Source organism: Bordetella sp. 2513F2 (genome assembly GCF_054642735.1).
Genome location: NZ_CM137755.1, coordinates 734,350 through 759,730, shown reverse-complemented (window position 1 = coordinate 759,730; position 25,381 = coordinate 734,350). Strand labels below are relative to the sequence as shown.

The window sequence follows — 25,381 nt, the reverse complement described above, 5'->3', positions numbered from 1 at the left end:
TAGCTTCGAGCATCGTCCCCGGTACGGCAATTTGGATTTGTCAAAGCGGTCGTTTGTGATTCCAAAAAAACACGCGTGCCCGGCAAGCAAAATCAATCATCGCCGGCAAGCTGGCGATGATTCTCGATGTACCGGCGTACCGCGGCTTTCACGGCAGCACGGTTCGACCGAATGCTCGGACGGCTCAGGAGATTTTCAGGACATACTTCCCACGCCCCTTGCCGTTGGCCAGCACCCGCAAGGGCTCGGCGAACCGGGCCAGCGGCAGCACTTCGGTGACCTGCGGCCGCAAAGCGCCCTTGGCATGCAATTCGTAGAGGCGCTGTTGAACTTCCCGCACTTTCTCCGGCTGGCGGTCGCGGTAATCGCTCCATTGCAGACCAGACACCGCGATGTTCTTAACCAGCAGGTAATTCACTTTCAGCGTGGGAATCCGGCCCGCCGCGAAACCAATGCATACCAGGCGCCCGCACCAGGCCAATGCCCTGATCGCCGCATCGAAGACATCGTCGCCGAGCGGATCCAGGACAACATCGGCCCCCTTCCGGCCGGTGCACGCATATACCTGCTCCCTGAGCGAATCACGCAGATTCGGCGCAGCCAAGTCGATTATGTGATCGGCCCCCAGGGCACGCGCCGCCTCGGCTTGTTCCGGCCCGGCTACCCCCGCCAACGCCGTTCCTCCCAATGCCTTGACCAGCTGGATCGCGGCACCGCCCACGCCGCCCGCAGCGCCGTTTACCAGAACGGTCTCCCCCCTCTTGAACTGGCCCCGCTCCACCAGAGCGAAATGGGCCGTCTGGTAGACCAAACCCATCGCGGCGGCATCGCGGTCGGAAATACTATCCGGCAGCGGGTAGCACGAAGCTGCCGGAGCAACCATGCATTCGGCGAATGCACCGAACTCGACCTGGGCGACGACTCTGTCGCCCTTCGCAAGCCCGCGCACGCCGGGGCCGACCGCAACGATAGTGCCCGCCGCATCCTTGCCCGGGACAAACGGACGGTCGGGAAGGTTCTGGTACTTTCCGGTCATGACCAGCATGTCGGGAAAATTGATACCGGCATGGGTGACAGCGATCAAGACTTCCCCGTTGCCCGGGCTGGGTTCGGCAATCTCTTCCACCTTGAGATCTTCCGGCTCCGCGAACTGATGAATGACGACGGCTTTCATCGCTGGGCGCCTCCTTGTTCGTTGCCGACTACCTGATCGGTATGCTCGCCCAGCGCCGGGGCGGCAACCCGGAGCTGGCTGGATCGGAACGCCGCGCACACAGGCACGGGCAGCGCCGGCATGGACTGACCCTCACTGTTGACCACTTCGCGATCGAAAATGCCGCGCGCCTTGAAATGCGGGTCCAGCACCGCCTTTTCGATGTTCACGGCCTCCGAAACACACACGTCGTGCCCGTCGAACGTCTGCAGCCAGTAGGATGCCGGCTTCGACGCGATGATGCGCGTCACTTCCGAGCGCACCATTTCTTCGTCTGTCTCGTCGGCCAGCGCCGGCGCGCCGATCAACGCCAGGAAATTGCGCCAGAAGCGATCTTCCAGCGGGGCGGCGGAAAGATACCGGCCGTCCGACGTACGGTAGATGGCATACCGTACCGATCCGCCGGTCACGAGCTCCTTGCCCGGCCTAGGCCATTGCCCCTGGCTCCATCCATTGCCCAGCGCCCAGTACATCAGCGTGAAGAGATTGTCGGTCATCGAGATGTCGAGGTGCTGCCCGCTGCCCTGGGTATCACGCTGGCGCAGCGCCAGCAGGATATTGACGACGGCAGGGTAGGCGCCCGCCGCCAGGTCCCCCGTCAGCGTCGGCGGCACAACTGGCGCGCCGTTGGCGTCCGCCGACAACGCAAGCATGCCTGTCTCGGCCTGGAAATTGAGGTCGTGCGAAGCCCGCAATGCCTTCGGCCCGTACTGTCCGTACGTGGTGATGGAGCAATAGATCAGCCTCGGATTGATCCGCGACAACGTCTCGTAATCCAGGCCCAGCCGCGCCATGACACCCGGCCGGAACTGCTCGACCACGACATCGACATCCCGCACCAGTTCGAGTACGCGCGCGTGGTCTGCCTCGGCTTTCAGGTCCAGGCAAATCGAACGCTTGCCCCGGTTGAGCAATACGAAATTCACGCTGTCCTCGCCGAACCTGGGGTCGTAGCTGCGCATCTCGTCGCCACCGGCGCGTTCCAGCTTGATCACGTCCGCCCCAGCCTCGGCCAAGATCAGCGTGCACATCGGGCCCGGCAGCAGCGTGCTGAAATCCAGGATCTTGATACCCGCAAGCGGCTGGCTCATGGCGTACCCTTCTGATGACGGATCCAAGCTGTCTGTGCGCGGCGTGCGGGAGCGTAGGACTCCTGACCCAACGCCTGGTATAGCGCCTGCGAGATGCGGTAGTGATGATGCAAACCGGTGCGCTTGAGCAGCGAGATAGGCCCTTCCGGATACCCCAGGCCCAGGCACAGGGTCTTGTCCAGGTCCGACGCGGTGGCCAGCCCTTCGTCCAGGCGCCGCAACGCAGCGTTGTAGTAGGGCCGCACCAGGCGGTTCAAGATGCGCCCGGGAAAATCATTGCACAGGGCCACTTTCAGCCCCACCGATTCGAAAGCGGATCGCGCTGCCTGCACGGCCGCGGCATCGGTGAAAGGTTTCTTCACCAACTCGACCAGCGAGGTCGGCGCGTCCTCACCCATTCGGAATCGGGCAAAGCCCACGACATTGGCGGGACCATCGTCATCCCCGATATGCATGCCCAGGCATTCGGTATCCAGTTCGATGGCAATGAAGGGACGCCCCGCCGCCCGCTCGACGCCGTCCTGCCAGGACTGGCCAGCTTCGCTGCCGATCAGCACCACCCCCTCGCCGTGCCCGCTGGCTGCCTTCAGGAAATCGTGCGCTTCGGGAAAGGACAGGCTTTCGCCGCGCTGAATGATCTGATAACTCATCGCCATCATGCTCCGAAGATCTTGTTGTCGCCATAGACATGGAAACCCGCCCCGCTCTTTCTGCCGAGCTTGCCGGCACCGATCATGCGCTTTACCAAGGGCGGGCAGGCAGCCCTGGGCTCGTGGGTCAGGCCGTGCATCGCTTCGGACAGCAGCTTCTGCGTATCCATGCCCACCATGTCCAACAGTTCCAGCGGCCCCAGCGGATAGCCCAGCGCCGTCTTGACGGCCAGGTCGATATCGGCGGGTTCCGCCACGCCCTGGTCAATCAGGTTGATCACGTCGTTATGCCAGGGAATCAGGAAATAGTTCAGGATGAATCCCGGCGTGTCGCGCGTCTTGACGGGCTTCTGACCCAGCGCTTCGCAAAAGGCCCAGGCCTTGGCGAAGGTCTCTTCTGAAGTGGCCAGCCCGGGCGACATCTCCACCAGCTTCATCAGCTGGGCGGGCAGGCAGAAGTGCATGCCTACCACCCGGTCGGCGCGCCCGCTGCCGCCGGCAATCTCGGTAATGGAGATGGTCGACGTATTCGAGGCAAAGATCGTATGCGGCGGGCAGACCTTGTCCAGCTTCGAGAGCAGATCATGCTTGACGCCCAGGTCCTCGAACACGGCCTCGATGATCAGGTCGCACTCTTTCAGGTCTTGCACCTGCGTCGTGCCCTGCCATTGGGCCATGATGGCCTCGTCCTGTCCGGCGGACAGCTTGCCGCGTGCGACTGATTTGGACAGGAATGCAGCGGCCTGTTCGCGCGCGCGGTCGAGCGCATCCTGGCGGGCGTCCAGCACGATCGTCTTCAGGCCCGCGCGCGCCACGACAATGGCAATGCCGGTTCCCATCGTTCCGCTGCCGACCACCCCTACCGTTCTTATCTCGCTCATTTCCTCTCCTTATTCAGAAAGCTGCGGCCGATCAGCTGCCGATGTATCTGGTTGGTGCCTTCCCAGATCTGGGTGATCTTGGCCTCGCGCATGAGCCGTTCGGCCCGGAAATCCTGGCAGTAGCCGTAACCGCCATGCAGCTGCACGGCATCGGTTGCCATGCGCATCGCCAGGTCGGTGGCCTTCAGCTTCAATACGGACGCCTCCACCCCCATGTCGTCCACGCCCTGGTCGACCAGATCCGCGACATGCCAGAGCCAGTTCTCGCACACGGCCAGTTCGGCTGCCAGGTCCGCCACCATGAACTGGATACCCTGAAATTCAAGAATGCGCCGACCCGACTGGCGCCGGTCGTTGATGTAGGCGATGGCATCCTCGAACGCCGCGCGGGCGATGCCCAGGGCATGCGCCGCCACACTGGGCCGGGACTTGTTCAGTGACGCCAGCAGAACAGGCAGCCCCTGTCCGACACCGGCCAACACGTTTGCGCGCGGGATGCGGCACCCCTCGAATGAGAGCGAGGCCGTCCCCGACGCGCGGGTGCCCATCTTGCTCTCGGTGCCCGTCACCATCAGTCCGGGCGCACCCTTTTCGATGATGACGGCGCCAATGGCTTCCTTGGCGCTTTCCACTCCGGCCCATTTTCCGAACACTACGTAGACGTCGGCGACGTCGCCATTGCTGATGAAGATCTTCTGGCCATCCACCACGATGTGGTCGCCGTCTTCACGGAACTGCGTCTTCATGCCGGTGGCGTCCGACCCGGCGGTGGGCTCCGTGATGACCAGCGAGGCCAGCCCGCCCTCGGCAATACGGGGCAGGATGCGCGACTTCAGGTCTTCCGATCCGTACTGGATGACCGGCTTGATCGCATGGAAATTGGTGGCCCAGATGATGCCCGTCGATGCGCATGCCTTCGATACTTCCCGCACGCAGGCCAGGTAGCAGCGGTAAGACAGCGGCATGCCGCCATACGCTTCGGGGATGAACATGGCGTTCAGCCCCAGCGCGTTGATCGCCTTGATGTTTTCCCAGGGAAACCGGCTGTCGCGATCGTAGGCGGCCGCCCTCGGCGCCAGTTCGGCGACGGCCAGCTCCCGAACGGAATCCAGCAACATGCGCTCTTCGTCGGCAAGGGACAGCCCGGCGTCCAGGCGTTCCAGTATGTTCACAGTTTCTCCTTTGGGCTTGCCCGGCCATACGCCGGTTTTCGCGTCATACCGACACGCTCTGCGCGCCGTCGATGTAGATCGTTTCTCCGCTGAGGAAGGCCATGCCCGGCTGGAACAGGCTGGACACCAGCACGGCCACTTCCCGGGCCTGGCCCGGCTTCCTGCCCGGAATGCGCTTTTCCAGGTATTCGCGCAGCGGGCCGGCTGCCATCGCCTCGCGGTTCAACTCCGTAGCGATGTAGCCGGGGGCCACGTCGATCACCTGGATCCCATCCCTGGCCCATTCCACCGCGAGACAGCGCGTGATGGCCCCTACTGCTGCCTTGGAAGCGCAATACGCCACGTTGCGCTTGACGCCCAACTTGTCGTAGAAGGATCCGATATTGACGATCAAGCCACCGCCGTTATCCTTGAGCAAGGGATGGACGATCTGGCAGGCGCGCAGCAGCGACACCGCATTGACCTCCATCAACCTGCGGAACTCGTCCATGGGCAGGCCGATGGTGGGCTCCTCGGTGTGCAAGCCGGCATTGTTGACCAGCCCCCGAACCGGGATCGCCAATTGGCGCTGCAATGCCGACATGCCGGCGGCCAGCGCATCGCCGTCCATCACATCGCAGGCGACGGCGTGCCAACGCGCGGCGGCCTCTTGCGGCACGTTCTCGATCTGCGGCAGCTGGCCCGAACGAGACAGGCAGCCGACTTCGAACCCGCGCAGGGCCAGCTCATAGGCAATCATGGCGCCGATGCCGCGGCTGGCGCCTGTCACGTAGATGAGTTCTCGGCTCATGCTTCAGCAGTCCTTGAAAGTGGCGGGGCGTTTTTCCACGAACGCGCGCAGGCCCTCGGCCGCGTCCTGGCTGCGATACGCCAGCGTGGACAGGTCGCGCTCGATGCGCAGCCCGTCGTCGATGGCGACCCGGCCGCCGCGCTGCACCGCTTCGCGCGCAAAGTACAGGGCGCACAGACTGTGCTTCAGGTACGGTTCCAGGAACCGCTTGCCGATCTCCAGGGGCGTGCCCTCGTTGTCGATGCGGTTGACCAGGCCGATGCGCTCGGCTTCCTCGGCGGCAACGGTGCGACCGGACATGATCATGTCCAGCGCGCGCCCTTCGCCGACCAGCCGGGGCAGGCGCTGCGTGCCGCCGTACCCCGGGATCAGGCCAAGCTTGACCTCGGGCAGGCCCATGCGGGCGCGATCGGTGGCAACGCGGAAGGTGCAGGCCAAGGCCAGTTCCAGGCCGCCGCCGAAGGCGTAGCCATGGATGACGGCCACGGAAGGGATCTTCAGGCCGGCGATCTGGTTGAAAACGGCCTGGCCTGCTTCCGCCCCTTCCAGTTCCCCCATCAGCGGCCGATCCATCAATTCGGGAATATCCGCGCCCGCGCAGAACGCCTTCTCGCCCGCACCGGTGACGATCAGCCCGCGCGCATCGGACCGGGCCACCTGCTCCAGCGCCTGGCCGATCTCGACCAGCACGTCGAAGCTCAGCGCATTCAGCACTTGCGGGCGGTCGAGCGTGAGATGCGCGTACCGATCATCGTATTCAAGCCGGATGCTCATGCCGACACTCCTTCATTATTGGACTCTTCCGTTGCCTTCCAGCGCACGGGCTCGGGTACGATGCGCCCGTCTTTCAGCCATTCGATCAGCTCGCGCTTGAGTATCTTCCCGCTGGGCGTAAGGGGAAAAGCCTCCATCGTGATGAAATACTCGGGCATGTCGTACTTCGACAGACCCGCGTCATACAAATGCCGCAACACCTGCCTGGCATCGAGCGAGCTTCCCGTCGCCAGAATCACCGCCAGACAGACCTTCTCGCCCAGCCGTTCGTCGGGAACGGGAAACGCTGCCGACTTGACGATGGCGGGATGGCGATGGGCCAGGTCTTCGATACGGGAAGGATAAATATTGTGGCCGCCGCGGATGATCAGGTCCTTCTTGCGCCCCATGACCTGCAGACAGCCGTTCTCGTCCAGCCTGCCCAGGTCGCCGCTGAGGAACCAGCCCGACGAGTTGAAGGATTTTTCAGTGGCATCCTGGTTGTCGTAGTAACCCAGCGTCAGCACGCCCCCTTTTCCGCCGATCTCACCGGTTTCGCCGGGGCCGACCTCGACGTCGGGATTTTCCTGATCGAAGATGCGGATCTCGTAGCCCTTGCAGGCGCGCCCGCAGGTGGCAACGATGGTATTGCCGTCGTCGCTAGGCAGGGTGTACTGGTGCGAGCCGTTCTCGGTCATGCCGTAGACATTCTGCGGCTTGATGTCCAGGTCCAGGAATCGCTGGGCGACTTCGCGGGGGATCGGCGAGCCCGCCATGTAGAACACGCTCACGTTGCCCAGGCGGCTGAGTCCCCGCTCGCGCAACTCCGCCAGCATGTCCATGGCATGGGTGGGCACACCCATGACGTAGGTTGCGCCGGTCTCGAGCGCCCAGTCCAGCGCGGATCGGCCTGCTGCCGGGCTGTGCAGTACCAGCTCCATGCCTGCGACCAGCGATTGCTCCAGGGCCACCGTGCCGATATGGTGGCTCATGGGGCTGAGCGCCAGAAGGATGGTCGAGGGATCGTGCTTCCAGTCGGCGACCAGCGCCCGGCCGTTGGCAAGCAGCGTATTGTCGCTGTGCATGACGCCTTTGGGCTCGCCCGTCGTGCCGGACGTGAACGCCAGATACACCACCTTGTCCGGATCGGGCACCGGCGCGCTGGTAATGCCGAGGTTGCTGGCATGGTCCGGGAACCGCAAGGCCCCCTCGGGCAGCATGCTATTCCCCGAGTCGGCGCCTTGCGGCGCCAGGGCATATACCTGCTTCAGCGTCGCAACACCCGCCGATTCCCTGAAGATCGAATAGCGGTCGGAATCCGCGCCGTAGCCCGGCTGCGCAAAAAGCGCCTTGCAGCGGATGCGCGAGAGCAGCTTCACTATCTCGGCATTCGTGTAGTTTTGGTGCAGCGACGGACAGCACACATAGCCGTTGCGCGAGCATGCCAGAAAAATGAGCACGGATTCGACCCGGTTCGGCAACCAGATGGCTACCCGGTCGCCACGCCGCAGCCCTCCCTGATACATGTATTCGGCGATCGTGTCGACGCTTGCCAGCACTTCACGCCAGGTCAGGCGACGATACGGATCGCGTACCGCGCAAGCATTGGCACGTATGCGCGCGTGCTCGCGGGCCAGAGAATACAGGGTGTCCTGATGCCAAACGCCACTCAGATAGTTTTCCCGCGCAGTCTGGGGGTCATGCAATGTCAGAATGGTGTTCACCACGCTTCTCCGTGAATATGATGTAGCGCGTTGCGATAGTTACACTGTGCCGGCATCCTTTAGCCGTTCGATCTGATCGGACGAAAGATCCAGCATCTCCATCAAAATGGCTTCGGTGTCTTCCCCAAGCATGGGCGGCGACTTCCGATGCACGGCAACGCTGCCGTCAATGACAATGCCCAACCCGACCTGCGGCACCGCACCGCTGGCTCCCTGCGCCTGGTACAGGAATCGCTGTCGCAGCAGCTCGTCGTCTGCGGCGACTTCGTTGAGTTCATTGATAGGACCTGCCGGGATCCGGTGCGCCGCGAGCAGCTCCAGCCATTCGTCCCGCGGCCGGGCGCGCAGGATGCAGGCGATTTTCTCGACAATTTCTTCCCGGTGTGCTCGACGATCGGCATTGGATGCATAGCGCGGATCCTCGCCGACTTCGGGCACGCCCACCGCTGCCCAGAACCGGCGCCAAATGGCATCGTTACCCAGGCCCAGCGAGATCTGTCGGTCGGCCGTGTCAAAGACCTGGTAGATAGCGATGACAGAATCCTTGCCACCGGAACGTCGGGGCACTTCGCCGGAACTCAGGTAAGACACCAGGCGCGGCGCCATGAAGCGCGTCATGCTGGCCTGCATGGATACATCGATCTGCGCACCGCGCCCGGTTCGCTCGCGCGCGGCGTAGGCGGCCAGCACCGCCATGGCAACGTCCTGCCCCGCCAGCAGATCGGCGGCCGGCGTTCCCACCTTCTGCGGATCATTGCATGCCTCCCCCGTCAGGTCCATGACGCCCGAATAGCCTTCTGCGATGAGGTCGTAACACGGCAAATGGCTGCGGGCGCCACGCAGTCCGAAGCCGGTCAGCGAGGCATGGATCAGGCGGGGAAACTTCGGCTGCAGGCGTGCATAGTCGATGCCCAGCTTTTGCTGGACCCGCTCGTTCAGGTTGACAACCAGCACGTCAACCCGCGACAACAGTTTTTCGAGTACTTCCAGCCCGCCCGGCTTCGTGAGGTCCAGCCCCAGGCTGTGCTTGTTGCGATTGACACTGAGAAACCAGGGTGACTCGCCATGAATGAAGGGAGGCCCCCAGTGGCGCGCATCGTCGCCGGTACCGGGCTTCTCGATCTTGATGACGGTGGCGCCCAGGTCGGCCAGCAATTGGGTGCTGTACGGACCCGCGATGGACGTGCTCAGGTCCAAGACGCACATGCCTTCGACCAGCGCGTGCCTCTTCCCTTCATCCGCACTCGGCAACACGGTGTACGGCAAGCTACCCGACTCTCTCCACATGCTTGTCACCTTGCCCGGTTGTTGACTCGATTTCTGGTTTGAGTATTAAGCAGGATCCATGCCAAGTACTTTCCCCTACTGCCATCTCGAATCCGAGTGGTAAAGTGTCCAAAAATTGTCCATCGTGTGTTGAGCGAAGACATGTATATGAAGAGAGGCAGACAAGCTCAGGACATGCGCGGCGGCGTCCTGGTACTCGACCCGGAAGGAAGCGTGGCCTTCGCCTCCGGCACCGGGCTCGACATCCATGTCCAGGAAAAACTTGGCGCACTGTGGCGCAACCGCGACTTGCGCCCCCTGTCGGCCATGTTCACGCTCGAAAACACGAGCGAACCCATGACGGTGGTGTCCTTTGCGTCAGCGGGAACAGGCTGTTTTGTTCTGTACCGACATGACCATGGCGATCCGCTGTACGAATTTGTCAGCAGCGTGGACTTCTCCGCGGACATCCTGCGCCACTTCGTGACCGACCCCTACGAAGCCATCACCGTGGTCGACGAGCAGGCGCGTATTCGCTACATGAGCCCGGTGCACGAGAAATTCTTCGGAATCCAGCGCGGACAAGCCACCGGCGCCGAAGTCACCACGGTCATCGAGAACAGCCGCCTGGGGGCAGTGCTGCGCACAGGCAAGGCGGAAATCGGCCAGATACAGAAAATGCGGGGCACGAGCCGCGTGGTCAGCCGTACCCCTATCGTCAACCCAGAAGGCCGTATCGTGGGGGCAATCGGACAGGTAATGTTCAAGAGCCCGGCCGCCGTGGACGCCCTGGGAGACGAGATCAAGCGGCTACACCAGGAAATCAGCTTCTATCAGCGCACCCTGCCGCGCCTGCGCGGAAATGTGCAGGGAATGGAATCCATCGTCGGCGAAAGCGAAGCCATCCGCAAGCTGAAGGAGCGCATCAGAAAAATTGCGCCACTCGACGTGTCGGTGCTGCTGGTAGGCGAAAGCGGGGTAGGCAAAGACTTGGTTGCGCACGCCATCCACCTCTTGAGCCCTTTCGCAAGCAAGAACATGGTGCTGGTCAACGCCGCGGCCATCCCGGGAAACCTGGTGGAGGCCGAACTGTTCGGCTATGAAGGCGGGGCCTTCACCGGCGCGGACAAGCGCGGACGCACCGGAAAATTTGAGCAGGCCGACCATACGACGCTTTTCCTGGACGAGATCGGCGACATGCCGCTCGATATTCAGGTCAAGGTCCTGCGTACGCTGCAGGACGGCACCTTTCAGCGTGTGGGCAGCAATACGCAGCGCCACTCGGAATTCCGTCTGATTTCCGCCAGCAACCGCGACTTCCAGCGCATGCTGGCCACGGGAGACTTCCGGCTGGACCTGTTCTACCGCATCAGCGCCGTCACCATCAGAGTCCCCCCGCTGCGGGAAAGGTTGGAAGATGTGCCCCTGCTGGCACAGACCTTCCTAGACCGATTCATGCTTCGCCACAATGTTCAGGGCAAGCGCTTCGGCCCGGGTGTCATGGCTTATCTGCAATCGCTGCCCTGGCCCGGCAACGTTCGGCAGCTGCAGCACACCGTGGAACGCGCCGCCATCTTCTCGGAACAGGACGAGATTACCTGCGAAGATTGCGAGGTACCCCTGGAAGCCAATTACGGCAACAATATGGACGAGATGGCCGAAACGCTCCGAGAAATAAGCCCTGCGGACGCGGCCGGTTTTCCCACGGAACTGCCCAACGTGCACGAGGCGAAAGCGCGCATCGAACTCGGCATGATCCGGGATGCACTGCAGCGTTTCGAAGGAAACAAGAAGAAGGCTGCCGAGTACCTTGGCATCTCGCGCTCGCACCTGTACAAGAAGCTGGCAGAGCTGGATGCTTCCCCGCTGTAGGCTGAACCAGCGTCCCCGGGCTTTCTGCCGTCTGTCCTGATAAGTGTCCGCGTGTAGGATAAGTGTCTATTCCAGAGACACTGCGCACGCCGGCCCGCGCCTTCGCGTGCGCCCTCCCCTGGCGAAACCGCCTCCGCCCCGAACTGGCATGGAAGTTGCATGACTTGGCCCAGCGGTATTTTCCGCCTGGATGACCGAATGGCAGCCATACCCTGGCATCCAGCCCAAAGCAAAAGCAAGAACAACGCCACGATGAGGAGAGCAACACCATGAAGAAGGGAGTCTCGCGCCTGGGAGCATTGACGGGCGGCATGCTGGTGGCAATGACCGCCTACTCCGAGGATATCCAGCCATTTCGCCTGGGAGCCATCGTCGACATGACTGGCGTCTATTCCGCTCATGGCGGGCCCGGCATGGTTACGGCCGTGAAGATGGCCGTAGAGGATTTCGGCGGCAAAGTGCTGGGCAGGCCCATCGAAGTCTTGTCGGCGGACTATCAGAACAAAGTCGACATCACCGCCACCCGGGCGCGCCAATGGTACGACCGCGACAACGTCAGCGCCATCATCGAGTCCACCGACTCGGCGTCGGCGCTGGCGCTGCAAGCCCTGGGACAGGAGAAGAAAAAGATCACGATCTTCGCTGGATCAGCCTCCTCGAACCTGACTGGCAAGTCGTGTTCGCCCTATGGCGTTCACTATGTATACGACACTTACGCCCTGGCGCATGGTACTGGACGTGCCGTAACGCGAGCCGGCGGCGACACGTGGTTCTTCATCACTGCCGACTATGCGTTTGGCCATTCCCTGGAGCGCGACACTCAAGCTGTGATCGAAGAAAATGGCGGCCGGGTTCTGGGCCAGGTCCGCGCACCGTTGTCCAGCCCTGACTTCTCTTCCTACCTACTGCAGGCGCAGGCGTCTCGCGCCAAGGTCATCGGCCTGGCCAATGCCGGCACCGATACCCAGAATGCCGTGCGGCAAGCATCCGAGTTCGGCATCACGCAAAGCGGACAGGCGCTTGCCACCTTGCTGGTATTCCTGCACGACATAAAAGGACTGGGTCTGCAAGCGGCTCAAGGACTGCAGTTCACCACCGGTTTCTACTGGGATCGCAATGATGAAGTTCGGAAGTGGTCACAACGCTATTTCGAGCGACAGAAATCCATGCCTTCCATGGTGCAGGCTGGCGCCTACTCCGCCACACTACATTATCTGAATGCAGTGCAAGCCGTAGGCTCCGACGAAGCTGACGCCGTGGCAGCCAAGATGAAGGAGACCCCCATCAATGACTTCTATGCCAAGAACGGCAAGATCCGCGCAGATGGTCGTATGGTCTACGACATGTACTTGGCGCAAGCCAAAACACCGGCTGAGTCAAAGGGGGACTGGGATCTTCTGAAGATTCTGGGCACCATCCCGGGCGACGAGGCCTATCGCCCGCTGTCGAAGAGCGATTGCCCACTGGTGACGAACAAATCTGCCGCCAAGTAGCAGGATGTAGAGGGGGTCCGACGCTTCTCAAACGGCGCGCCGCAAGCGGACGTCGGATGCCTCCTCGTCCGGGACAACCTCAGGCCGCCTAATCCTGGAAGGGCGTCCCTTGGGCTGCTAGCCAATCCATCCAACCAGGCATCGCGGGATTATGCGGCTTGGCTTTGTAAAACTCGATCATCGGTTTCCAGCGATCGAGAAGCTCCTGAAGCGCATCGACGGCGTCAGGCTGCCCGGGAAGTTTAGGCATGAAATCAACTCGCAGGTCTGTTCTGGCATAAGGCTCGGTCTCATGCACTTGCATGCAAGCCGAGCGGTGTCCGGCCATATCTCCACCCGCATCCCGCGCCGCAATGACAACGGCCATGAGCCGGTCCTCCAGCAATAACCCCTCGCTTGCTTGCCAGGTCTGATCCATCTTGGGCACGACTTGATCCGTCGATAGATAATTGCCCATCACAATGTATCCGTCACCCGTAATAGCTGAGCTGAAGCCCTGGCACTCCTTGCCGGTATGCACGGCCGTTCGGCCATGGCGATCGACAATGCCGACCTGGCGCCACTCAAAGTGACTATCGCTCTCACGCAACTCCCTGAGAACCTTCTCAGGCGAATACCCCATTGTGAGAAGCTGGATAGCAAGAGACCCGAGCTCAGGGTCGGTATAGGCCTGTGTACTGACGGCTCCGACATTCGCCCGAATGAATGGGCATCTCGATCCAACTGCAAGGGGGCTGGTAGCCTGCGCCAGCCCCAGAAGACCATTGTTGGGGTCTCGTCCTATAACGCAGAAAGTCATGATTCAGCTCCTCCAACCCGAGCCTCAGGCCGCATAGGGATTCACCGGCAGCCCCATCGCCTCTAGCACGGCTTTCTTGGGCTCGACGGATGTCGGATCCAAGGTCCGTTTGACATAGTAGGGAATGAGCGGCTTGAACCAATTCAGGATTTTTCGCATCTCCCCGATAGGTTCCAGCGCGACGTCCACCCTGAGATTGACGATGGGGAACTCATGCTTGTCGTAAACCACGAGTGCGCAAGAAGTCTGCCCTTCCTCCTGACCACCCGCGTCGCGGCCAGCCTCGATGGCGCGTAGCAGGCGCTCTTCCAGGTCGAGGCCGCTTCCGCTCTCGAAAGCAGAGGCTATCGCCGCCACGACTCCCTGGCCCACCAGCACATTGCCGGTAGCCACGTAGTCAGAACCCACAACTTCCCCTGCCCATGGCCGGGCCTTTGCGCCGGTGTGGACTGCGACGTTTCCATCGAAGTCCATGATGGCGATCTGACGGTACTCGAAATACTCATCGCCGTCCTGCAACTCATGCATCACGTCAGACGGGGCAAGCCCGGATGCCATCAGGGTTTTGGCCTTCTGCAATTGCCGATAATCCGAGAAAGCTTGCACGGTAAGCACACCGCGTCCCAGGACGACGTCAGCGCACCGCCAGCCTACGGCCGGAGTACTGGTCGCTATGCAGAAACCGTATTTTCCCGTCCTGCGGCAATGTCCAAGTACTGTGAAAGTCATGTTTCAGATACCCCTGCTTTTAAGGTCGTGCTCGGGAGGACGCTGCGCCGGATGCGGCCACCAGGAGGCTGACGACGCGGAAGGCCGATCCCTCTCATTGAGGCTTGATGCCGTTTTCCTTGATGATTTTGGCCCACTGCTCGGTTTCCTTGCGGATGTCTTCGGCGAATTGTTCACGCGTATTTGCTTGCGGGTTCATCCCCAGACCGCTCAACCGTGCAACGAAGTCCTCGTTCCGGACGGCCCGCATCACCCCTGCATTCAACTTTTCAAGCACGGTTGATGGTGTCCCGCCCGGAGCGCAGAGGCCATACCAGGAGTTGACGGTGACGCCCTTCAAGCCAAGCTCATCCAATGTAGGAACGTCAGGCAACAGCGGCGAGCGCTTGCTCGACGTAATCGCGATCGCCCGGACTTTGTCCGAGTACGGGCCATCCTTGCCGAGATAGCCGCGCGCCGACGGCAAGGGATTGAAGTACAGCCCGATCCGTCCGCCCATCAAATCAGTGATGACAGCCTGCGCCCCCTTGTACGGGACATGCAGCATGGACAGGCCCGCCTCGCGGGCAAACAACTCTGCGGCCAGGTGCGTGACATTGCCGACTCCTGCAGAGGCGAAGGAGACCTCTCCAGGATGAGCCTTCACATAGGCAATCAGCTCATCGTAGTTCTTGACCGGCAAAGCCGGCCCGGCCACCAACACCATCGGCGTGGTCGCCACGAGAGAGACAGGAATGATATCTTTCCCGACTGTATAGGGAACCGTTTCGTACAAGCTCGGATTGATCGTCATTGCCCCGACGGAGCAGATCATGAGCGTGTAGCCATCCGGAGGAGACTTGGCCACGTATCCCGTGCCGATCATGGCTTGAGCACCGGCCTTGAAATCAACCAGGTAAGGCTGGTTCCAGTCAGCTCGGAATTGTTCACCGAGCGCCCGCGCCACAGGCTCCAGGTCCCCGCCCGCGGGAAACGGGACGATGATCTTGATCATCTTCGACGGATAGTCTTCCGCATACCCCGGCGCCGACCCGGCAGCCAACGCTACCAAAGCAAACAGACTCAAGAACAGCTTCAGCATGATCAAGTCCTTTCATGACGGTTCCTGAACTCTAGCAGCAATTTTTCATTTTTATGAAAAATTTTGTGAACCACACGAACCAACCCGAGCCCCCCGTTCCTATTCCGTTCCCGTTTTTCAAGCGGGAACCGAACACCCTTTTATATTTTCACCATTATGAAAAAAATACCTGCGCCTAAGGAAATCCCCGTACCGGCGGCCCGGGCATTGCGATCCGCCGACTCCACGACCAAGGCAACGGACTCGGTTGGATTCCGTGTACGCGCCCTGAGGCGGCAGAAGAAACTTTCGCTTCAGCAGCTCAAGGATGCAACAGGGCTCTCCCTCGGCCTTCTGAGCCAGATTGAACGGGACATCTCGTCACCGTCTGTCCGGGTGCTTCGTTTAATCAGTGATGCGCTGGGCGTGGAGCCAATCCATTTCTTCGAACAGAACGTCAAGGCGCCGGAACACCCGAAGATAGTCCTGCGACGCAACACGCAGCACATTGTTCACTTCGCCGCCGGGATTACCAAGCACGCGTTGACACATCCCGGCCAGGAACTCGAGCTTTTTCTCGTAAACATGGCGTCCGGCGCCTCGTCCGGTGACGAACCGTATACGCATCCGGGCGTAGAAGCCGGATATGTGATTACTGGGAAACTGAAGCTGGTGGTTGAATCGGAGGCATTCGTCCTGGAAGCCGGGGACTCATTCAGCTTCAAAAGCACACTGCCACATAGATTCGAGAATGCAGCGGATGGGGACACACAAGTTCTCTGGTCAATCGCCGCACCAGCCTACGTGTAGAGAAGGGGGGTAAGCTGCCCGCCCAAGGGCGCCTGCTTTGACTCCCGATCTGCTGCCTACACGAAACCCATCGGGTAGGGTGAGGGGTCACCCCCTCGGCCCTCCCACACCACCGTACGTGCGGTTCCGCATACGGCGGTTCAGTTGATACGCTGGAGGCGATCCACGGTATCGCGGATCGAGATCAGCCCCAGCCCCTGGAAGTACGCGTTGGGCAACGCGTGCGTCAGGTGTGAGGCGCCCGCATTCCACCAAGGCCCACGGCCATTGACGCTGGACTTCGCCGCGCGTGCCGGGTCTAGCCCCAGCACGATCATGTGCCGTCTTCGCGTCCGTGGCCGCTTCCATTGCCGCCAGATCAGGCAGCGCAACCGCCGCCTTATCCAGCCGTCCAGTCCCTGCATCCGGCGTCGCTGCAGGCTCAGCCGGAAGTAGTTCGCCCAACCCCTCAGTAGCGGGTTCAGCGTCTGGATCGTGTAACCAACGGACCAACCCCGGCCTTCGCGCACCACCTCCCGCACCCGGCTCATCAATCGCTCGATGCTCTCCGGGGCGATCCGCAGGTGCGCCTGCCCAAGCCGTACGGCCACCCGGTACCCCAGGAACTTGCGTGCCCCCGGCCGGGCCACCGCACTCTTGGCCTCGTTCACGCGCAGCCTCAAGACCCTCTCGAGATAGGCCCTGGTGCTGCGCATCACCCGCTCGCCCGCCCGCTTGCTTGCGACGTAAATGTTGCAGTCGTCCGCATAGCGGCAGAACGCCAGGCCTCGGCGCTCCAGTCTATGGTCCAGATCACTGAGCAGGATGTTCGACAACAGCGGCGAGAGCGGTCCGCCTTGCGGCGTGCCTTCTGTACGCGCCTGCGCCAGCCCATCGGCCATCATCCCCGCTTGCAGCAAGCGGCGAATCAGCTTCAGGGCCTCCTTGTCTTGCACCTGCCGCGCCACCCGGGCCATCAGCACGTCGTGGTCCACTCGGTCAAAGAACTTCTCCAAGTCCAGGTCCACCACCCAATGCCGTCCCGCCTGCACATGGGCCTGCGCCTGACGCACCGCGTCCAACGCACTCCTGCCAGGACGGAACCCGAAGCTGCTCGCCGAGAACGTCGGCTCGAAGATCGGTTGCAGCACTTGATGCAACGCCTGCTGGATGAGCCGGTCTACCACGGTCGGCACGCCCAGTGTCCGTACCCCGCCTTGCGGCTTCGGTATGTCCACCCGGCGCACCGCCCGCGGCATATACGTCCCCGCCAGCAGCGCCGCCCTTACGCTGGGCCAGTGCGCCTTCAGCCAGCCGCCAAGGTCTTGCACGGTCATGCCGTCTATGCCGGCCGACCCCTTATTCCCCAGCACTCGCCTGTACGCCTGGCTCATGTTCGAGCGTTCCACGACCCGCCGCATCAGCGAGTCGCCCTCCGATTTCGTTTGCCCGGGTGTCGCTGTGCGGGCCTGCGCACCCCGGCCGCGCTCGGACAGCTTCCGGCCGCCTCCCGCCTCCAAGGCCCCTGTCTCCAGAGCTTCTGCATCCACAGCTCGCATCAAGATCACCCGTCCTACTCTCGGTATCCTCTGTTCGGGCCTTCGGTCATGGTCCTCATCGGCTCGCCGCCTTCGCCATCGACCTACTATGCCCTCGGCTGACTTCTGATCGCGCGTCCCCTCGCCTTGCGGCTTCGGTAGCTGGGCCAGCCCAGCACGCGGTCAGATCTCCCCGGGTATTGCACACCCACCTTCACGCTTATGCCTGTCGGATATACGTCCCAGCGTTCCGGACAAGTATCGGGCTTTGACGAGTTTGGCCGCCTTACCCCGCTGACACGCCTCATCCGCTTCCTGTGCGTCAGGCCAGCGCTTTGCCATCCGGCTTCCTTCAGACTCGCAGTCGCCCGCGAAACCCTTGCCTTCGGCTAACTCTTCCCCTTGTCGGGCGAGTAGAGGACTTCCACCTCCAAGTGGGTGCGCCCTGCCGGGCGCACCAAAGCAAAAAGGCCAACCCCGAAGGATTGGCCTAACTAAGTTGCCTAACTAACTGCTTGAATTCTTGGTGGGCTGTGAGTGGCTCGAACACTCGACCTACGGATTAAGAGTCCGCTGCTCTACCAACTGAGCTAACAGCCCGCATAACTGCAAGACGGAATACTATACACGTTTTCCCCGAACCCTGCAAGCCGACTGCCGCGATCAGGGCTTGACTCTGCCCTAGCGCGCGGGGGCCTTGGCCGGCTTGCGGGCCTGCTGCAGCATCTGCGCGCACTGGTTGTCGGGCTCGTCAGAGCTCGGCGCAATCAGAGCCAGCAGGCCGGCGGCCGGCGTCAGCACCACCCCCAGCGCGAGCATGCCGGCGCCGCGCGCCACCAGGGGGCCGGCGTGCACGCCGGCATCGGGCTTGGCGAAGGTGCCGCGCACGTACAGCGGCGAGCGCAGCGAGAAGATGCGAAAGCCCTTGCTCTCGGGCGAGATGTCCAGGTCCAGGGTCTCGTTCTTGAAGTTCACCGAGCCGTCCACGGTGACCACGGCGTTCTCGGTGTCGAACACGAAGGCGCGGGTCTGCATCAGGCCGTTCTTCATGCCGAGGTCGGCGGCGGCGCAATTGATCTGCACCTCGTCGTCGCCGAAAAGCTTGGTGATCACGTAGTTGCCCACGTTGAGCCCTGCGATCTCCATCAGGCTGCGGCTGATGACGCCGTCGTTGACCAGCAACCGCAGGTCGCCGTCGGCCGAGCCCAGCAAGGCGGCCACGGAGTTGCCGCGTCCGGCCAGGCCGACGCTGCCGTTGAGCTGGCCCAGGGCGCGCTGCATGGATTCGACGTCGGGGAACAGCTGCTTCAGGCGCAGCCCGCGCGCATTTGCCTGGATGCGTCCGTTCATGGGGTGCACCGAGCCGTCCAGGCTGAGCGTGGAGGCAATGGTGCCGCCCGAGATGCCGAATCGCAGCGGGTCCAGGGTCAGCTTGCCGCCGTCCAGCACCACGTGCGTGTCCAGGTCCGACAGCGGCAGTCGGCTGCTGTGCACGATGCGCTTGCCGGTGAAGCGCACGTCGGCGTCCATGGCCGCCCAACGTTCGGTGCGGAATTCCTGGGTGGGCAGCACCTTGTCCCGGCGCTCGGCCGACGCGGATTCGCGGTCTTCCGACGCTGCGGCCTGGCCTTCGGGCTTGACGCCGATGAGCGGCCCGAGGTCGGCCATGCGCAGCTGGTCCGAGCGCAGCGTGCCGGTGAGCTTGGGACGCGGGGCGCGCAGCGCGAAACGCAGCGTGCCGCTCAGGTCGCTGCGCCCCACCTTGCCGCTGAATCCACGGTATTCGAACACCGCGCCGGCGCTGTTGCGCAGGTTGGCGATCAGCCGGCCCTGGGTGTCGTAGGGCGGCGTGTCGGGCAGGGTGATGCCGGTGAGCGGATAGAGATTGGCCATCGACGATCCGGACAGCGCCAGCTTCAGGTCCAGCGCGCCGAGGTTCAGCGGATCGGTCAGCGTCCCGGTGACTGCGGCGCGGGTGCGCCCCACCGAGACGTCGGCCTGCACGGGAAAGGGCTGGCTCGCGTCCTTGAGGGCCAGCATGCCCCCGACCTTGCCTTCGCCCTTGACCGGCAGGTCGCGATAACGCCCCTTCGCCGACCAGCCGAAGACATAATCGCCCGGCATGGCGTCGGGCTTGGCCCGCGTGGCGTCCTCCGCCTGGGCCAGCGCTTTGTCGTCCTCGTCGGGCTCGGTCTCCTTGCCGGCCTCGCCATTGGCCGGCTGCCCTCCCTCCTTGCCGGCCTCCAGCTTCGCGTCGGCAGCCGCAGCCGCGGCGGGGTCGGGCTTGCCGGCCAGTTCCGCGAAAGGCACCGGCTTGCCCAGGGGGTTCACCTGGATCTCCATGTCGGCTTGCACGACCTCGTCGGCATACGCGACCACGCCCTGATCGAAAGCGATCCGGTCTATGTCCACGCGCCAGGGCGAGGGCTCGCCCGATTCCGGCAGGGTGAATTCCCAGTTAGCCCGGCCGTCTTTCAGGCGCTGCAGGTCGGCGCGCGCGCCGGTGAGCTGGATCTCGCGCAGGCTGACCACCCGGGCGAGCAAGGGCACGGGCGCCAGGCTGAACCGGACTTCGTCCAGGCGGGCCATGACGGGCGTACGGGCCCATTCGGTGTTGCCCACGGTGAGATCGCGCGCGCTGACGTGCGGCCAGGGCACCCATGCGCGCCAGCCCTGCTCGGTAGGCATGCGGGCCCAGCGCACCGACAGGTCGCCGTTGATGGCGAAGGGCCGGCCCATTGCCGCGGAAACCCGCTCGTTGATCATGGGCTTGAAGCGGTTCCAGTCCAGCGTGGCCACGGCCACGATGCCGGCGCCGACGAGCAGGACCACCCCAGCCAGGACTCCGATCAGAACTTTCTTTGTGCGCGACATGCCGATCCTTCCCGTTGCGGAAACTATCTGGCCCCGCTTTAAAGGCTCAGATTAGCGCGGGAAGCCACGGGGCGGAACCCCGCCGCATGCAGTCGATACAAAAGGCAAAGAACCGGCACGCTTGCGCGCTCAGGCCGGACGGCGGAAAGACCGCCGTGCCTGTTCGCATGCGGCGTGGCAGTGGCACGCCGGACTGTGATCGTTGACCATGCCCACCGACTGCATGAAGGCGTAGACCGTGGTGGGCCCCACGAACGCCCAGCCGCGCCGCTTGAGCTCCTTGGACAAGGCCCGCGATTCCGCACTTTCGGCTGGCACGGCCCATGGCGCCCCGGACGGCGCCGGCGGCGCCTCATAGCGCCAGAAGAAGGCGGCGAGCGACCCGGCCTCCTCCCGCAGCGCCAGCGCGCGACGGGCGTTGTTGATGACGGCGGCGATCTTGCCCCGATGGCGCACGATGCCGGCGTCGGCCAGCAGCCGGGCCACGTCGCCGTCGCCGTAGGCCGCCACGCGCTCGATCTCGAAACCGGCGAAGCCGGCCCGGAACGCCTCGCGCTTGTTCAGGATGGTGCGCCAGCTCAGCCCGGACTGGAATCCTTCCAGGCACAGCTGCTCGAACAGGGCACGGTCGTCGCCCTGCGGCCGGCCCCATTCCTGGTCGTGATAGGCGGCATAGGCCGCCGAACCGTCGACCCAGCTGCAACGCGCCAGGCCATCGGGAAAGTCGGTGCGGGTGCTCATGTGGCCCTACCTTTCTCGTTACCGAGGAATCGGTGCCTGGGATAGCATGCCAAGTTAGGTTCCAGGCGGTGCGAGGGGATGGTTTTCATGCTGGCTGCCCTTGATGGCTCAGGAGGCATTTCCCCCCTCTGCACCCTCTCTTGTCGACCACTGATTAGGCTTTGCGATTGATCGCTGTGTAGGGCGAAGTTGGCGTGCAAGGGATGCCTGACCGATAGCCAAGGAGACTGATCATGACGACCTTCGTCGGAATCGATGTCGCCAAGGAGGTTCATTGGGTCTGCGCCATTGACCCTGGCGGCAACGCACTTATTAACCGCAAGTTGCTCAACACTCCCGAAGACCTGCAACGGCTGGTGACCGAACTGCAAGCGCTGCCGGCGCCGTGGCGTATCGGCATCGATGTGCTGGGTGGTATCGCCTCGCTGGCCCAGGCGATGCTGCTGCATGCCGGCTTCGAGCTCGTTCACGTCAGCGGCCTGGCCGTCAATCGTGCCCGCCAGGGCACGGTGGGCGGCGAGTCCAAGAGCGACCCGCGTGATGCGCGCGTCATCGCCGATCAAGTGCGCACGCGCACGGATCTGCGGCCCGTGACGGCTCAGAGCGAGCTGGATATCGAACTGCGGCTGCTCGTCTCGCGGCGCGGCGATCTGGTCGCCGAACAGACGCGCCGCCTGGCGCGCATGCACGACCTGCTGGTAAGCATCTTTCCCGAACTCGAACATGCGCTGGACCTCACCAGCAAGACGGCCTTGGTTCTGCTCTGCCAGTTCGTCACGCCACTGGAGTGGCGCCAAGCCAGTGACGAGCAGCTGCGTGTGGCCCTGGGGGCGATGGCCAACCGCAGCTACGCGCACAAGCTCATCGCCGCAGCCCGCGGCGCCGCAGCCCGGCAAACTATTACCGTGCCCGGAGAAACCCTGACCGCCCGGCTGATCAAGGAGCTCGCCGCCGAAGCCAGGCATACTCTGGAGCAACTGGCCAGACTCGATCTCGACATCGGGCAACGCCTCTGCGCGCACCCTGATGCGGCCCTCATCCGAAGCCTGCCGGGCATGGGGGCCTTGATGACCGCCCAGTTCATCGCCGAGGCAGGCTCCATCGCGCGCTTCCGATCCGCTGATGCCCTGGCCGCTGCCGCCGGCCTGGCTCCCGTACTCAAGCAGTCCGGCAAATCCCGCCGCTTGCAGCGGCCCCACGGTGGCAACAAGGGGCTCAAGCGCGTGTTCTACCAGGCGGCCTTCGCCTCGCTGCGAAGCCCCGACAGCCGAGCCTTCTACGCGCGCAAACGACAAGAAGGAAAGCGCCACCACCAGGCCGTCATCGCGCTGGCGCGACGGCGCGTCAATGTCCTGTGGGCCGTGCTGCGCGACCGCACGCCATTCAGCCTTCGTACGTCGGCTATGAACGCTTGACAAAAACATTAGGCTGCTTCCTGCCGGTGGATGTGGCGCCGATGCTACTACGGGATGGGCCGCCGCTCCATGGCCTTGCCGGCATGCGGGCCGCGATCTAATATCGCCGCGCGCCGCGGCATGGGGCCGACGGCGCGCATCGCCGATGCATGTGTCCATGCCCGATCTCCCGCTCGATCCGCCTGCCCGGATCTCGCCCGCCACGCTGGCCGCCGGCCAGCCCGACGCCAACCCATGCCTGAGCTGCGGGGCGTGCTGCGCCCATTTCCGGGTGTCGTTCTATTGCGGGGAAATCGCCGGGCCGGACGGCGGCACCGTCCCCGGGGAGCTGGTAACGCAGGTCGGGCCGCTGCGCGCCTGCATGCGCGGCACCGAACTCGGAAGCGGGCGCTGCGTGGCGCTGCGCGGCGAACTCGGCCAGCCCGGCATCCATTGCGCCATCTATGCGCAGCGCCCCACGCCCTGCCGCGAGTTCGACGTCTGGGAAGCCGATGGCAGCGTGAACCCCGACTGCCAGCGCCTGCGCCTCGCCCTCGGCCTGCCGGCCCTGGCGCCGCGCCCCGACGCGCAGAACGATCCGGACGGCCCGGCACATCCGGACCAGCCCAAGGCCGCCTGAACCCGCCCCGCGGCGAAGCGCCACGCTTTCGCGCAAAACCTGCCCGTTCTTGTAATAAGCGGCGCTGCACCCAAGAGGCGCCACGGCACGAGCGGGATGGCGGTCCGCGCCCTGAGGCATGCGCAGCGCGGGAGACGGCGGCGTGATCGCCGCGCACACAGCGCGTGCCGCCAATATCCGCCGCCCCGGGGTCGTCACGCGACACCGAGCCGTGCCGTGGCCCGCCTCGCTACGCACGGCACGTGCCTGGCGCGGCCGCCGCATGGGCACGAGGCGTGCGGATCCACGGGTTCCGCACAACCCTTCACAGGAGCGAGATCCATGGAACCGAATCCCGACATGCAGGAAGCCGCCGACCACTTCATGGACTGGCTGCGCGACGCGCACGCAATGGAGGAGCAGGCCGAAACCATGCTCAAGGGCATGGCCGGGCGGCTCGAGCACTATCCCGACGTGCGGCAGCGCATCGAACAGCACATCGAGGAAACGCGCGAACAGGCGCGCCTGGTGCGCAGCTGCATCGAGCGCCGCGGCGGCGATACCTCCGTGGTAAAGGACATGACCGGAAAATTCATGGCCACGATGCAGGCGTTCAGCGGCGCGCTGGCCTCCGACGAAGTGGTCAAGGGCGGAATGTTCAGCTACGCCTTCGAGCACATGGAGATTGCCGCCTATCGCACGCTGATAGAAGGCGCCCGGGTCCTGGGCGACGCCGAGACGCAGCGGGTCTGCGAACGCATCCTCGCCGAGGAGCTTGCCATGGCGGCATGGCTCGAGAACAACATGGGCGCGGTGGTGCGCCGCTACCTGGTGCGCAGCGAAACACCCGGCATGGACGCGAAGCGCTGAGGCACTTGGACGGGTGCGGGGCACCCGTCCAGCCGTTCGCCCGAGCCGCTACTTCTTCTTCGGGGACGCAGCCCTGGCGGCCGTGCCGTCGCCCGCCCCCAGCTCCGCCCCCGTGAGCGGATCGGAGTTGGGATCCGAGGCGGTACGCGTGGCCATGGCCTGCACGGCATCGAGTTCGGTTTCCGACAGCCCGACCGAGGGCATGCCGTCTCCGCCGTCGACCGCGCACTGCTCCTCGCGGTCCGATACCACCTCGAAGCCCGTATCGGAATTCCAGGGGCCCCGGGCGTCGCCTTCCCCCTGCGACATGTTGAAGTACACATTGGCAAAGCGCGGGTCGCCCGGCAGCTTGCCCGGCGGGAAGTTCGGCTGCATGGAATACAGGGCCTTCTCGAACGAGCGCTGGTGCGCCACCTCGCGCGTCATCAGGAATCCCAGCGCCTCCTTCACGCCGGGATCGTCGGTGACGTTGATGAGACGCTCATAGATGATCTTGGCCCGGGCCTCGGCCGCGATATTCGAGCGCAGGTCGGCCGACGGATCGCCGATGGTGTCGATATAGCCGGCATTCCAGAGCTGGCCGCCGGAATTGGTCAGGGCTGGGCCGCCGCCATACAGCACCTGGGTCACATGCGAATCGTTGCCGGCGCCCTGGAGGCTGCGATAGAGCTCGGCCTCCGACGCCGTGGCTTCGGCCAGCTCGCCCTTGGCGCCCTTGTTCAGCATGGCCACCAGCGAGCCGATCACTTCCAGGTGGCTGAGCTCTTCGGTGGCGATGTCGAACAGCATGTCCTTGCGGCCCGGGTCGTCTTCGGCGATGGCCTGGGTGAAGTATCTACACGCGGCGGCGAGCTCTCCCTGCGGGCCGCCGAACTGCTCCAGCAACAGGTTGGCGAGGCCGGGATTGCACTGGCCCACCCTGACGGTGTACTGCAAGCGTTTGTTGTGCGCGAACATGAATGACCTCCTGGCAGTGACGCGCGCCCCGCGGATCGGCGACGCACGGCGGCGCTGTCGCAAACGCCATACCCGCGGCCGCGGTACGGAACTTGCGCACACCGCT

Annotated in this window: 22 protein-coding genes and 1 tRNA gene; 6 read left to right on the top strand and 17 right to left on the bottom strand. The window is 63.6% G+C overall.

What is annotated here, in order from left to right; translation table 11 throughout:
- Positions 1-184: 184 nt before the first annotated feature.
- The 9 genes from ACYBYQ_RS03595 to ACYBYQ_RS03555 form a co-directional block, all read right to left on the bottom strand.
- The gene (locus ACYBYQ_RS03595) at positions 185-1,174 is read right to left on the bottom strand and encodes an NADPH:quinone oxidoreductase family protein (RefSeq protein ID WP_459617009.1); all 990 of its coding nucleotides are present in this window, start codon (positions 1,172-1,174) and stop codon (positions 185-187) included.
- Positions 1,171-2,304 carry a CaiB/BaiF CoA transferase family protein gene (locus ACYBYQ_RS03590; protein ID WP_459617008.1) on the bottom strand — a complete coding sequence of 378 codons (1,134 nt, stop codon included), beginning with the start codon at positions 2,302-2,304 and terminating at the stop codon, positions 1,171-1,173. The genes ACYBYQ_RS03595 and ACYBYQ_RS03590 overlap by 4 nt, the downstream gene beginning before the upstream one ends.
- Complete coding sequence (locus tag ACYBYQ_RS03585) at positions 2,301-2,954, bottom strand: 3-hydroxyacyl-CoA dehydrogenase family protein (protein WP_459617007.1); 654 nt, start codon at positions 2,952-2,954, stop codon at positions 2,301-2,303. The genes ACYBYQ_RS03590 and ACYBYQ_RS03585 overlap by 4 nt, the downstream gene beginning before the upstream one ends.
- Positions 2,955-2,959: 5 nt before the next feature.
- Positions 2,960-3,835 (bottom strand): 3-hydroxyacyl-CoA dehydrogenase family protein, encoded by an 876-nt coding sequence (locus tag ACYBYQ_RS03580; RefSeq protein ID WP_459617006.1) that lies wholly within the window; start codon positions 3,833-3,835, stop codon positions 2,960-2,962.
- Positions 3,832-4,953 carry an acyl-CoA dehydrogenase family protein gene (locus ACYBYQ_RS03575; protein ID WP_459617005.1) on the bottom strand — a complete coding sequence of 374 codons (1,122 nt, stop codon included), beginning with the start codon at positions 4,951-4,953 and terminating at the stop codon, positions 3,832-3,834. Before ACYBYQ_RS03575 ends, ACYBYQ_RS03580 begins: the two co-directional genes overlap by 4 nt.
- Before the next feature lie 97 nt (positions 4,954-5,050).
- Positions 5,051-5,797, bottom strand: a complete 747-nt coding sequence (locus ACYBYQ_RS03570; RefSeq protein WP_459617004.1) for an SDR family NAD(P)-dependent oxidoreductase — start codon at positions 5,795-5,797, stop codon at positions 5,051-5,053.
- Positions 5,798-5,800: 3 nt separating this feature from the next.
- A complete protein-coding gene (locus ACYBYQ_RS03565; RefSeq protein ID WP_459617003.1) occupies positions 5,801-6,571 on the bottom strand; it encodes an enoyl-CoA hydratase/isomerase family protein in 771 nt (256 codons plus the stop codon).
- Positions 6,568-8,274: a class I adenylate-forming enzyme family protein gene (locus ACYBYQ_RS03560; protein ID WP_459617002.1), complete on the bottom strand. Its 1,707-nt coding sequence runs from the start codon at positions 8,272-8,274 to the stop codon at positions 6,568-6,570. Before ACYBYQ_RS03560 ends, ACYBYQ_RS03565 begins: the two co-directional genes overlap by 4 nt.
- Positions 8,275-8,313: 39 nt before the next feature.
- A complete protein-coding gene (locus tag ACYBYQ_RS03555; protein WP_459618701.1) occupies positions 8,314-9,480 on the bottom strand; it encodes a CaiB/BaiF CoA transferase family protein in 1,167 nt (388 codons plus the stop codon).
- Positions 9,481-9,690: 210 nt separating this feature from the next.
- Between ACYBYQ_RS03555 and ACYBYQ_RS03550 the strand changes: the two genes are divergently transcribed.
- Entirely contained in the window at positions 9,691-11,412 is a 1,722-nt protein-coding gene (locus ACYBYQ_RS03550; protein WP_459617001.1) for a sigma-54 interaction domain-containing protein, read from the top strand.
- Positions 11,413-11,681: 269 nt separating this feature from the next.
- Positions 11,682-12,905: an ABC transporter substrate-binding protein gene (locus ACYBYQ_RS03545; RefSeq protein WP_459617000.1), complete on the top strand. Its 1,224-nt coding sequence runs from the start codon at positions 11,682-11,684 to the stop codon at positions 12,903-12,905.
- Between the two features lie 88 nt (positions 12,906-12,993).
- Here ACYBYQ_RS03545 and ACYBYQ_RS03540 read toward each other — a convergent pair whose 3' ends face one another.
- The 3 genes from ACYBYQ_RS03540 to ACYBYQ_RS03530 all read right to left on the bottom strand — a co-directional run bounded on the left by ACYBYQ_RS03540 (position 12,994) and on the right by ACYBYQ_RS03530 (position 15,514).
- On the bottom strand, positions 12,994-13,704 hold the full coding sequence (locus ACYBYQ_RS03540) for a DUF1028 domain-containing protein (RefSeq protein ID WP_459616999.1): 711 nt from the start codon (positions 13,702-13,704) through the stop codon (positions 12,994-12,996).
- A gap of 24 nt (positions 13,705-13,728) precedes the next feature.
- Positions 13,729-14,433 (bottom strand): DUF1028 domain-containing protein, encoded by a 705-nt coding sequence (locus ACYBYQ_RS03535; RefSeq protein ID WP_459616998.1) that lies wholly within the window; start codon positions 14,431-14,433, stop codon positions 13,729-13,731.
- Positions 14,434-14,527: 94 nt separating this feature from the next.
- Positions 14,528-15,514 carry a Bug family tripartite tricarboxylate transporter substrate binding protein gene (locus tag ACYBYQ_RS03530; RefSeq protein ID WP_459616997.1) on the bottom strand — a complete coding sequence of 329 codons (987 nt, stop codon included), beginning with the start codon at positions 15,512-15,514 and terminating at the stop codon, positions 14,528-14,530.
- A gap of 156 nt (positions 15,515-15,670) precedes the next feature.
- Between ACYBYQ_RS03530 and ACYBYQ_RS03525 the strand changes: the two genes are divergently transcribed.
- Positions 15,671-16,303 carry a cupin domain-containing protein gene (locus ACYBYQ_RS03525; protein WP_459616996.1) on the top strand — a complete coding sequence of 211 codons (633 nt, stop codon included), beginning with the start codon at positions 15,671-15,673 and terminating at the stop codon, positions 16,301-16,303.
- A gap of 140 nt (positions 16,304-16,443) precedes the next feature.
- On the opposite strand, the gene ltrA is transcribed toward ACYBYQ_RS03525, so the two are convergent.
- The 4 genes from ltrA to ACYBYQ_RS03505 all read right to left on the bottom strand — a co-directional run bounded on the left by ltrA (position 16,444) and on the right by ACYBYQ_RS03505 (position 21,435).
- The gene (gene ltrA, locus ACYBYQ_RS03520) at positions 16,444-17,841 is read right to left on the bottom strand and encodes a group II intron reverse transcriptase/maturase (RefSeq protein ID WP_459616217.1); all 1,398 of its coding nucleotides are present in this window, start codon (positions 17,839-17,841) and stop codon (positions 16,444-16,446) included.
- A 503-nt stretch (positions 17,842-18,344) separates the two neighbouring features.
- A tRNA-Lys gene (locus ACYBYQ_RS03515) sits at positions 18,345-18,420 on the bottom strand.
- 81 nt (positions 18,421-18,501) lie between these two features.
- Positions 18,502-20,694, bottom strand: coding sequence for an AsmA family protein (locus ACYBYQ_RS03510; RefSeq protein ID WP_459616995.1), 2,193 nt, complete (start codon positions 20,692-20,694; stop codon positions 18,502-18,504).
- 129 nt (positions 20,695-20,823) lie between these two features.
- Complete coding sequence (locus tag ACYBYQ_RS03505; protein WP_459616994.1) at positions 20,824-21,435, bottom strand: DNA-3-methyladenine glycosylase I; 612 nt, start codon at positions 21,433-21,435, stop codon at positions 20,824-20,826.
- A 233-nt stretch (positions 21,436-21,668) separates the two neighbouring features.
- On the opposite strand from ACYBYQ_RS03505, the gene ACYBYQ_RS03500 reads away from it, so the two are divergent.
- From ACYBYQ_RS03500 to ACYBYQ_RS03490, 3 genes are all read left to right on the top strand, one after another.
- Positions 21,669-22,850 carry an IS110 family RNA-guided transposase gene (locus ACYBYQ_RS03500; RefSeq protein ID WP_459616964.1) on the top strand — a complete coding sequence of 394 codons (1,182 nt, stop codon included), beginning with the start codon at positions 21,669-21,671 and terminating at the stop codon, positions 22,848-22,850.
- 157 nt (positions 22,851-23,007) lie between these two features.
- A complete protein-coding gene (locus tag ACYBYQ_RS03495; RefSeq protein ID WP_459616993.1) occupies positions 23,008-23,469 on the top strand; it encodes a YkgJ family cysteine cluster protein in 462 nt (153 codons plus the stop codon).
- Between the two features lie 321 nt (positions 23,470-23,790).
- Complete coding sequence (locus ACYBYQ_RS03490; protein ID WP_459616992.1) at positions 23,791-24,318, top strand: ferritin-like domain-containing protein; 528 nt, start codon at positions 23,791-23,793, stop codon at positions 24,316-24,318.
- A gap of 48 nt (positions 24,319-24,366) precedes the next feature.
- Here ACYBYQ_RS03490 and ACYBYQ_RS03485 read toward each other — a convergent pair whose 3' ends face one another.
- A complete protein-coding gene (locus ACYBYQ_RS03485; protein WP_459616991.1) occupies positions 24,367-25,275 on the bottom strand; it encodes a manganese catalase family protein in 909 nt (302 codons plus the stop codon).
- Positions 25,276-25,381 lie beyond the last annotated feature (106 nt).

Coding starts and splice junctions, on each gene's coding strand:
- ACYBYQ_RS03555 (WP_459618701.1), bottom strand. CDS start 9,480: ATGTGCGTCTTGGACCTGAGCACGTCCATCGCGGGTCCGTACAGCACC.
- ACYBYQ_RS03510 (WP_459616995.1), bottom strand. CDS start 20,694: ATGTCGCGCACAAAGAAAGTTCTGATCGGAGTCCTGGCTGGGGTGGTC.
- ACYBYQ_RS03505 (WP_459616994.1), bottom strand. CDS start 21,435: ATGAGCACCCGCACCGACTTTCCCGATGGCCTGGCGCGTTGCAGCTGG.
- ACYBYQ_RS03570 (WP_459617004.1), bottom strand. CDS start 5,797: ATGAGCCGAGAACTCATCTACGTGACAGGCGCCAGCCGCGGCATCGGC.
- ACYBYQ_RS03530 (WP_459616997.1), bottom strand. CDS start 15,514: ATGCTGAAGCTGTTCTTGAGTCTGTTTGCTTTGGTAGCGTTGGCTGCC.
- ACYBYQ_RS03585 (WP_459617007.1), bottom strand. CDS start 2,954: ATGAGTTATCAGATCATTCAGCGCGGCGAAAGCCTGTCCTTTCCCGAA.
- ACYBYQ_RS03500 (WP_459616964.1), top strand. CDS start 21,669: ATGACGACCTTCGTCGGAATCGATGTCGCCAAGGAGGTTCATTGGGTC.
- ACYBYQ_RS03590 (WP_459617008.1), bottom strand. CDS start 2,304: ATGAGCCAGCCGCTTGCGGGTATCAAGATCCTGGATTTCAGCACGCTG.
- ACYBYQ_RS03595 (WP_459617009.1), bottom strand. CDS start 1,174: ATGAAAGCCGTCGTCATTCATCAGTTCGCGGAGCCGGAAGATCTCAAG.
- ACYBYQ_RS03575 (WP_459617005.1), bottom strand. CDS start 4,953: ATGTTGCTGGATTCCGTTCGGGAGCTGGCCGTCGCCGAACTGGCGCCG.
- ACYBYQ_RS03495 (WP_459616993.1), top strand. CDS start 23,008: ATGCCCGATCTCCCGCTCGATCCGCCTGCCCGGATCTCGCCCGCCACG.
- ACYBYQ_RS03565 (WP_459617003.1), bottom strand. CDS start 6,571: ATGAGCATCCGGCTTGAATACGATGATCGGTACGCGCATCTCACGCTC.
- ACYBYQ_RS03490 (WP_459616992.1), top strand. CDS start 23,791: ATGGAACCGAATCCCGACATGCAGGAAGCCGCCGACCACTTCATGGAC.
- ACYBYQ_RS03580 (WP_459617006.1), bottom strand. CDS start 3,835: ATGAGCGAGATAAGAACGGTAGGGGTGGTCGGCAGCGGAACGATGGGA.
- ACYBYQ_RS03485 (WP_459616991.1), bottom strand. CDS start 25,275: ATGTTCGCGCACAACAAACGCTTGCAGTACACCGTCAGGGTGGGCCAG.
- ACYBYQ_RS03535 (WP_459616998.1), bottom strand. CDS start 14,433: ATGACTTTCACAGTACTTGGACATTGCCGCAGGACGGGAAAATACGGT.
- ltrA (WP_459616217.1), bottom strand. CDS start 17,841: ATGCGAGCTGTGGATGCAGAAGCTCTGGAGACAGGGGCCTTGGAGGCG.
- ACYBYQ_RS03540 (WP_459616999.1), bottom strand. CDS start 13,704: ATGACTTTCTGCGTTATAGGACGAGACCCCAACAATGGTCTTCTGGGG.
- ACYBYQ_RS03525 (WP_459616996.1), top strand. CDS start 15,671: ATGAAAAAAATACCTGCGCCTAAGGAAATCCCCGTACCGGCGGCCCGG.
- ACYBYQ_RS03545 (WP_459617000.1), top strand. CDS start 11,682: ATGAAGAAGGGAGTCTCGCGCCTGGGAGCATTGACGGGCGGCATGCTG.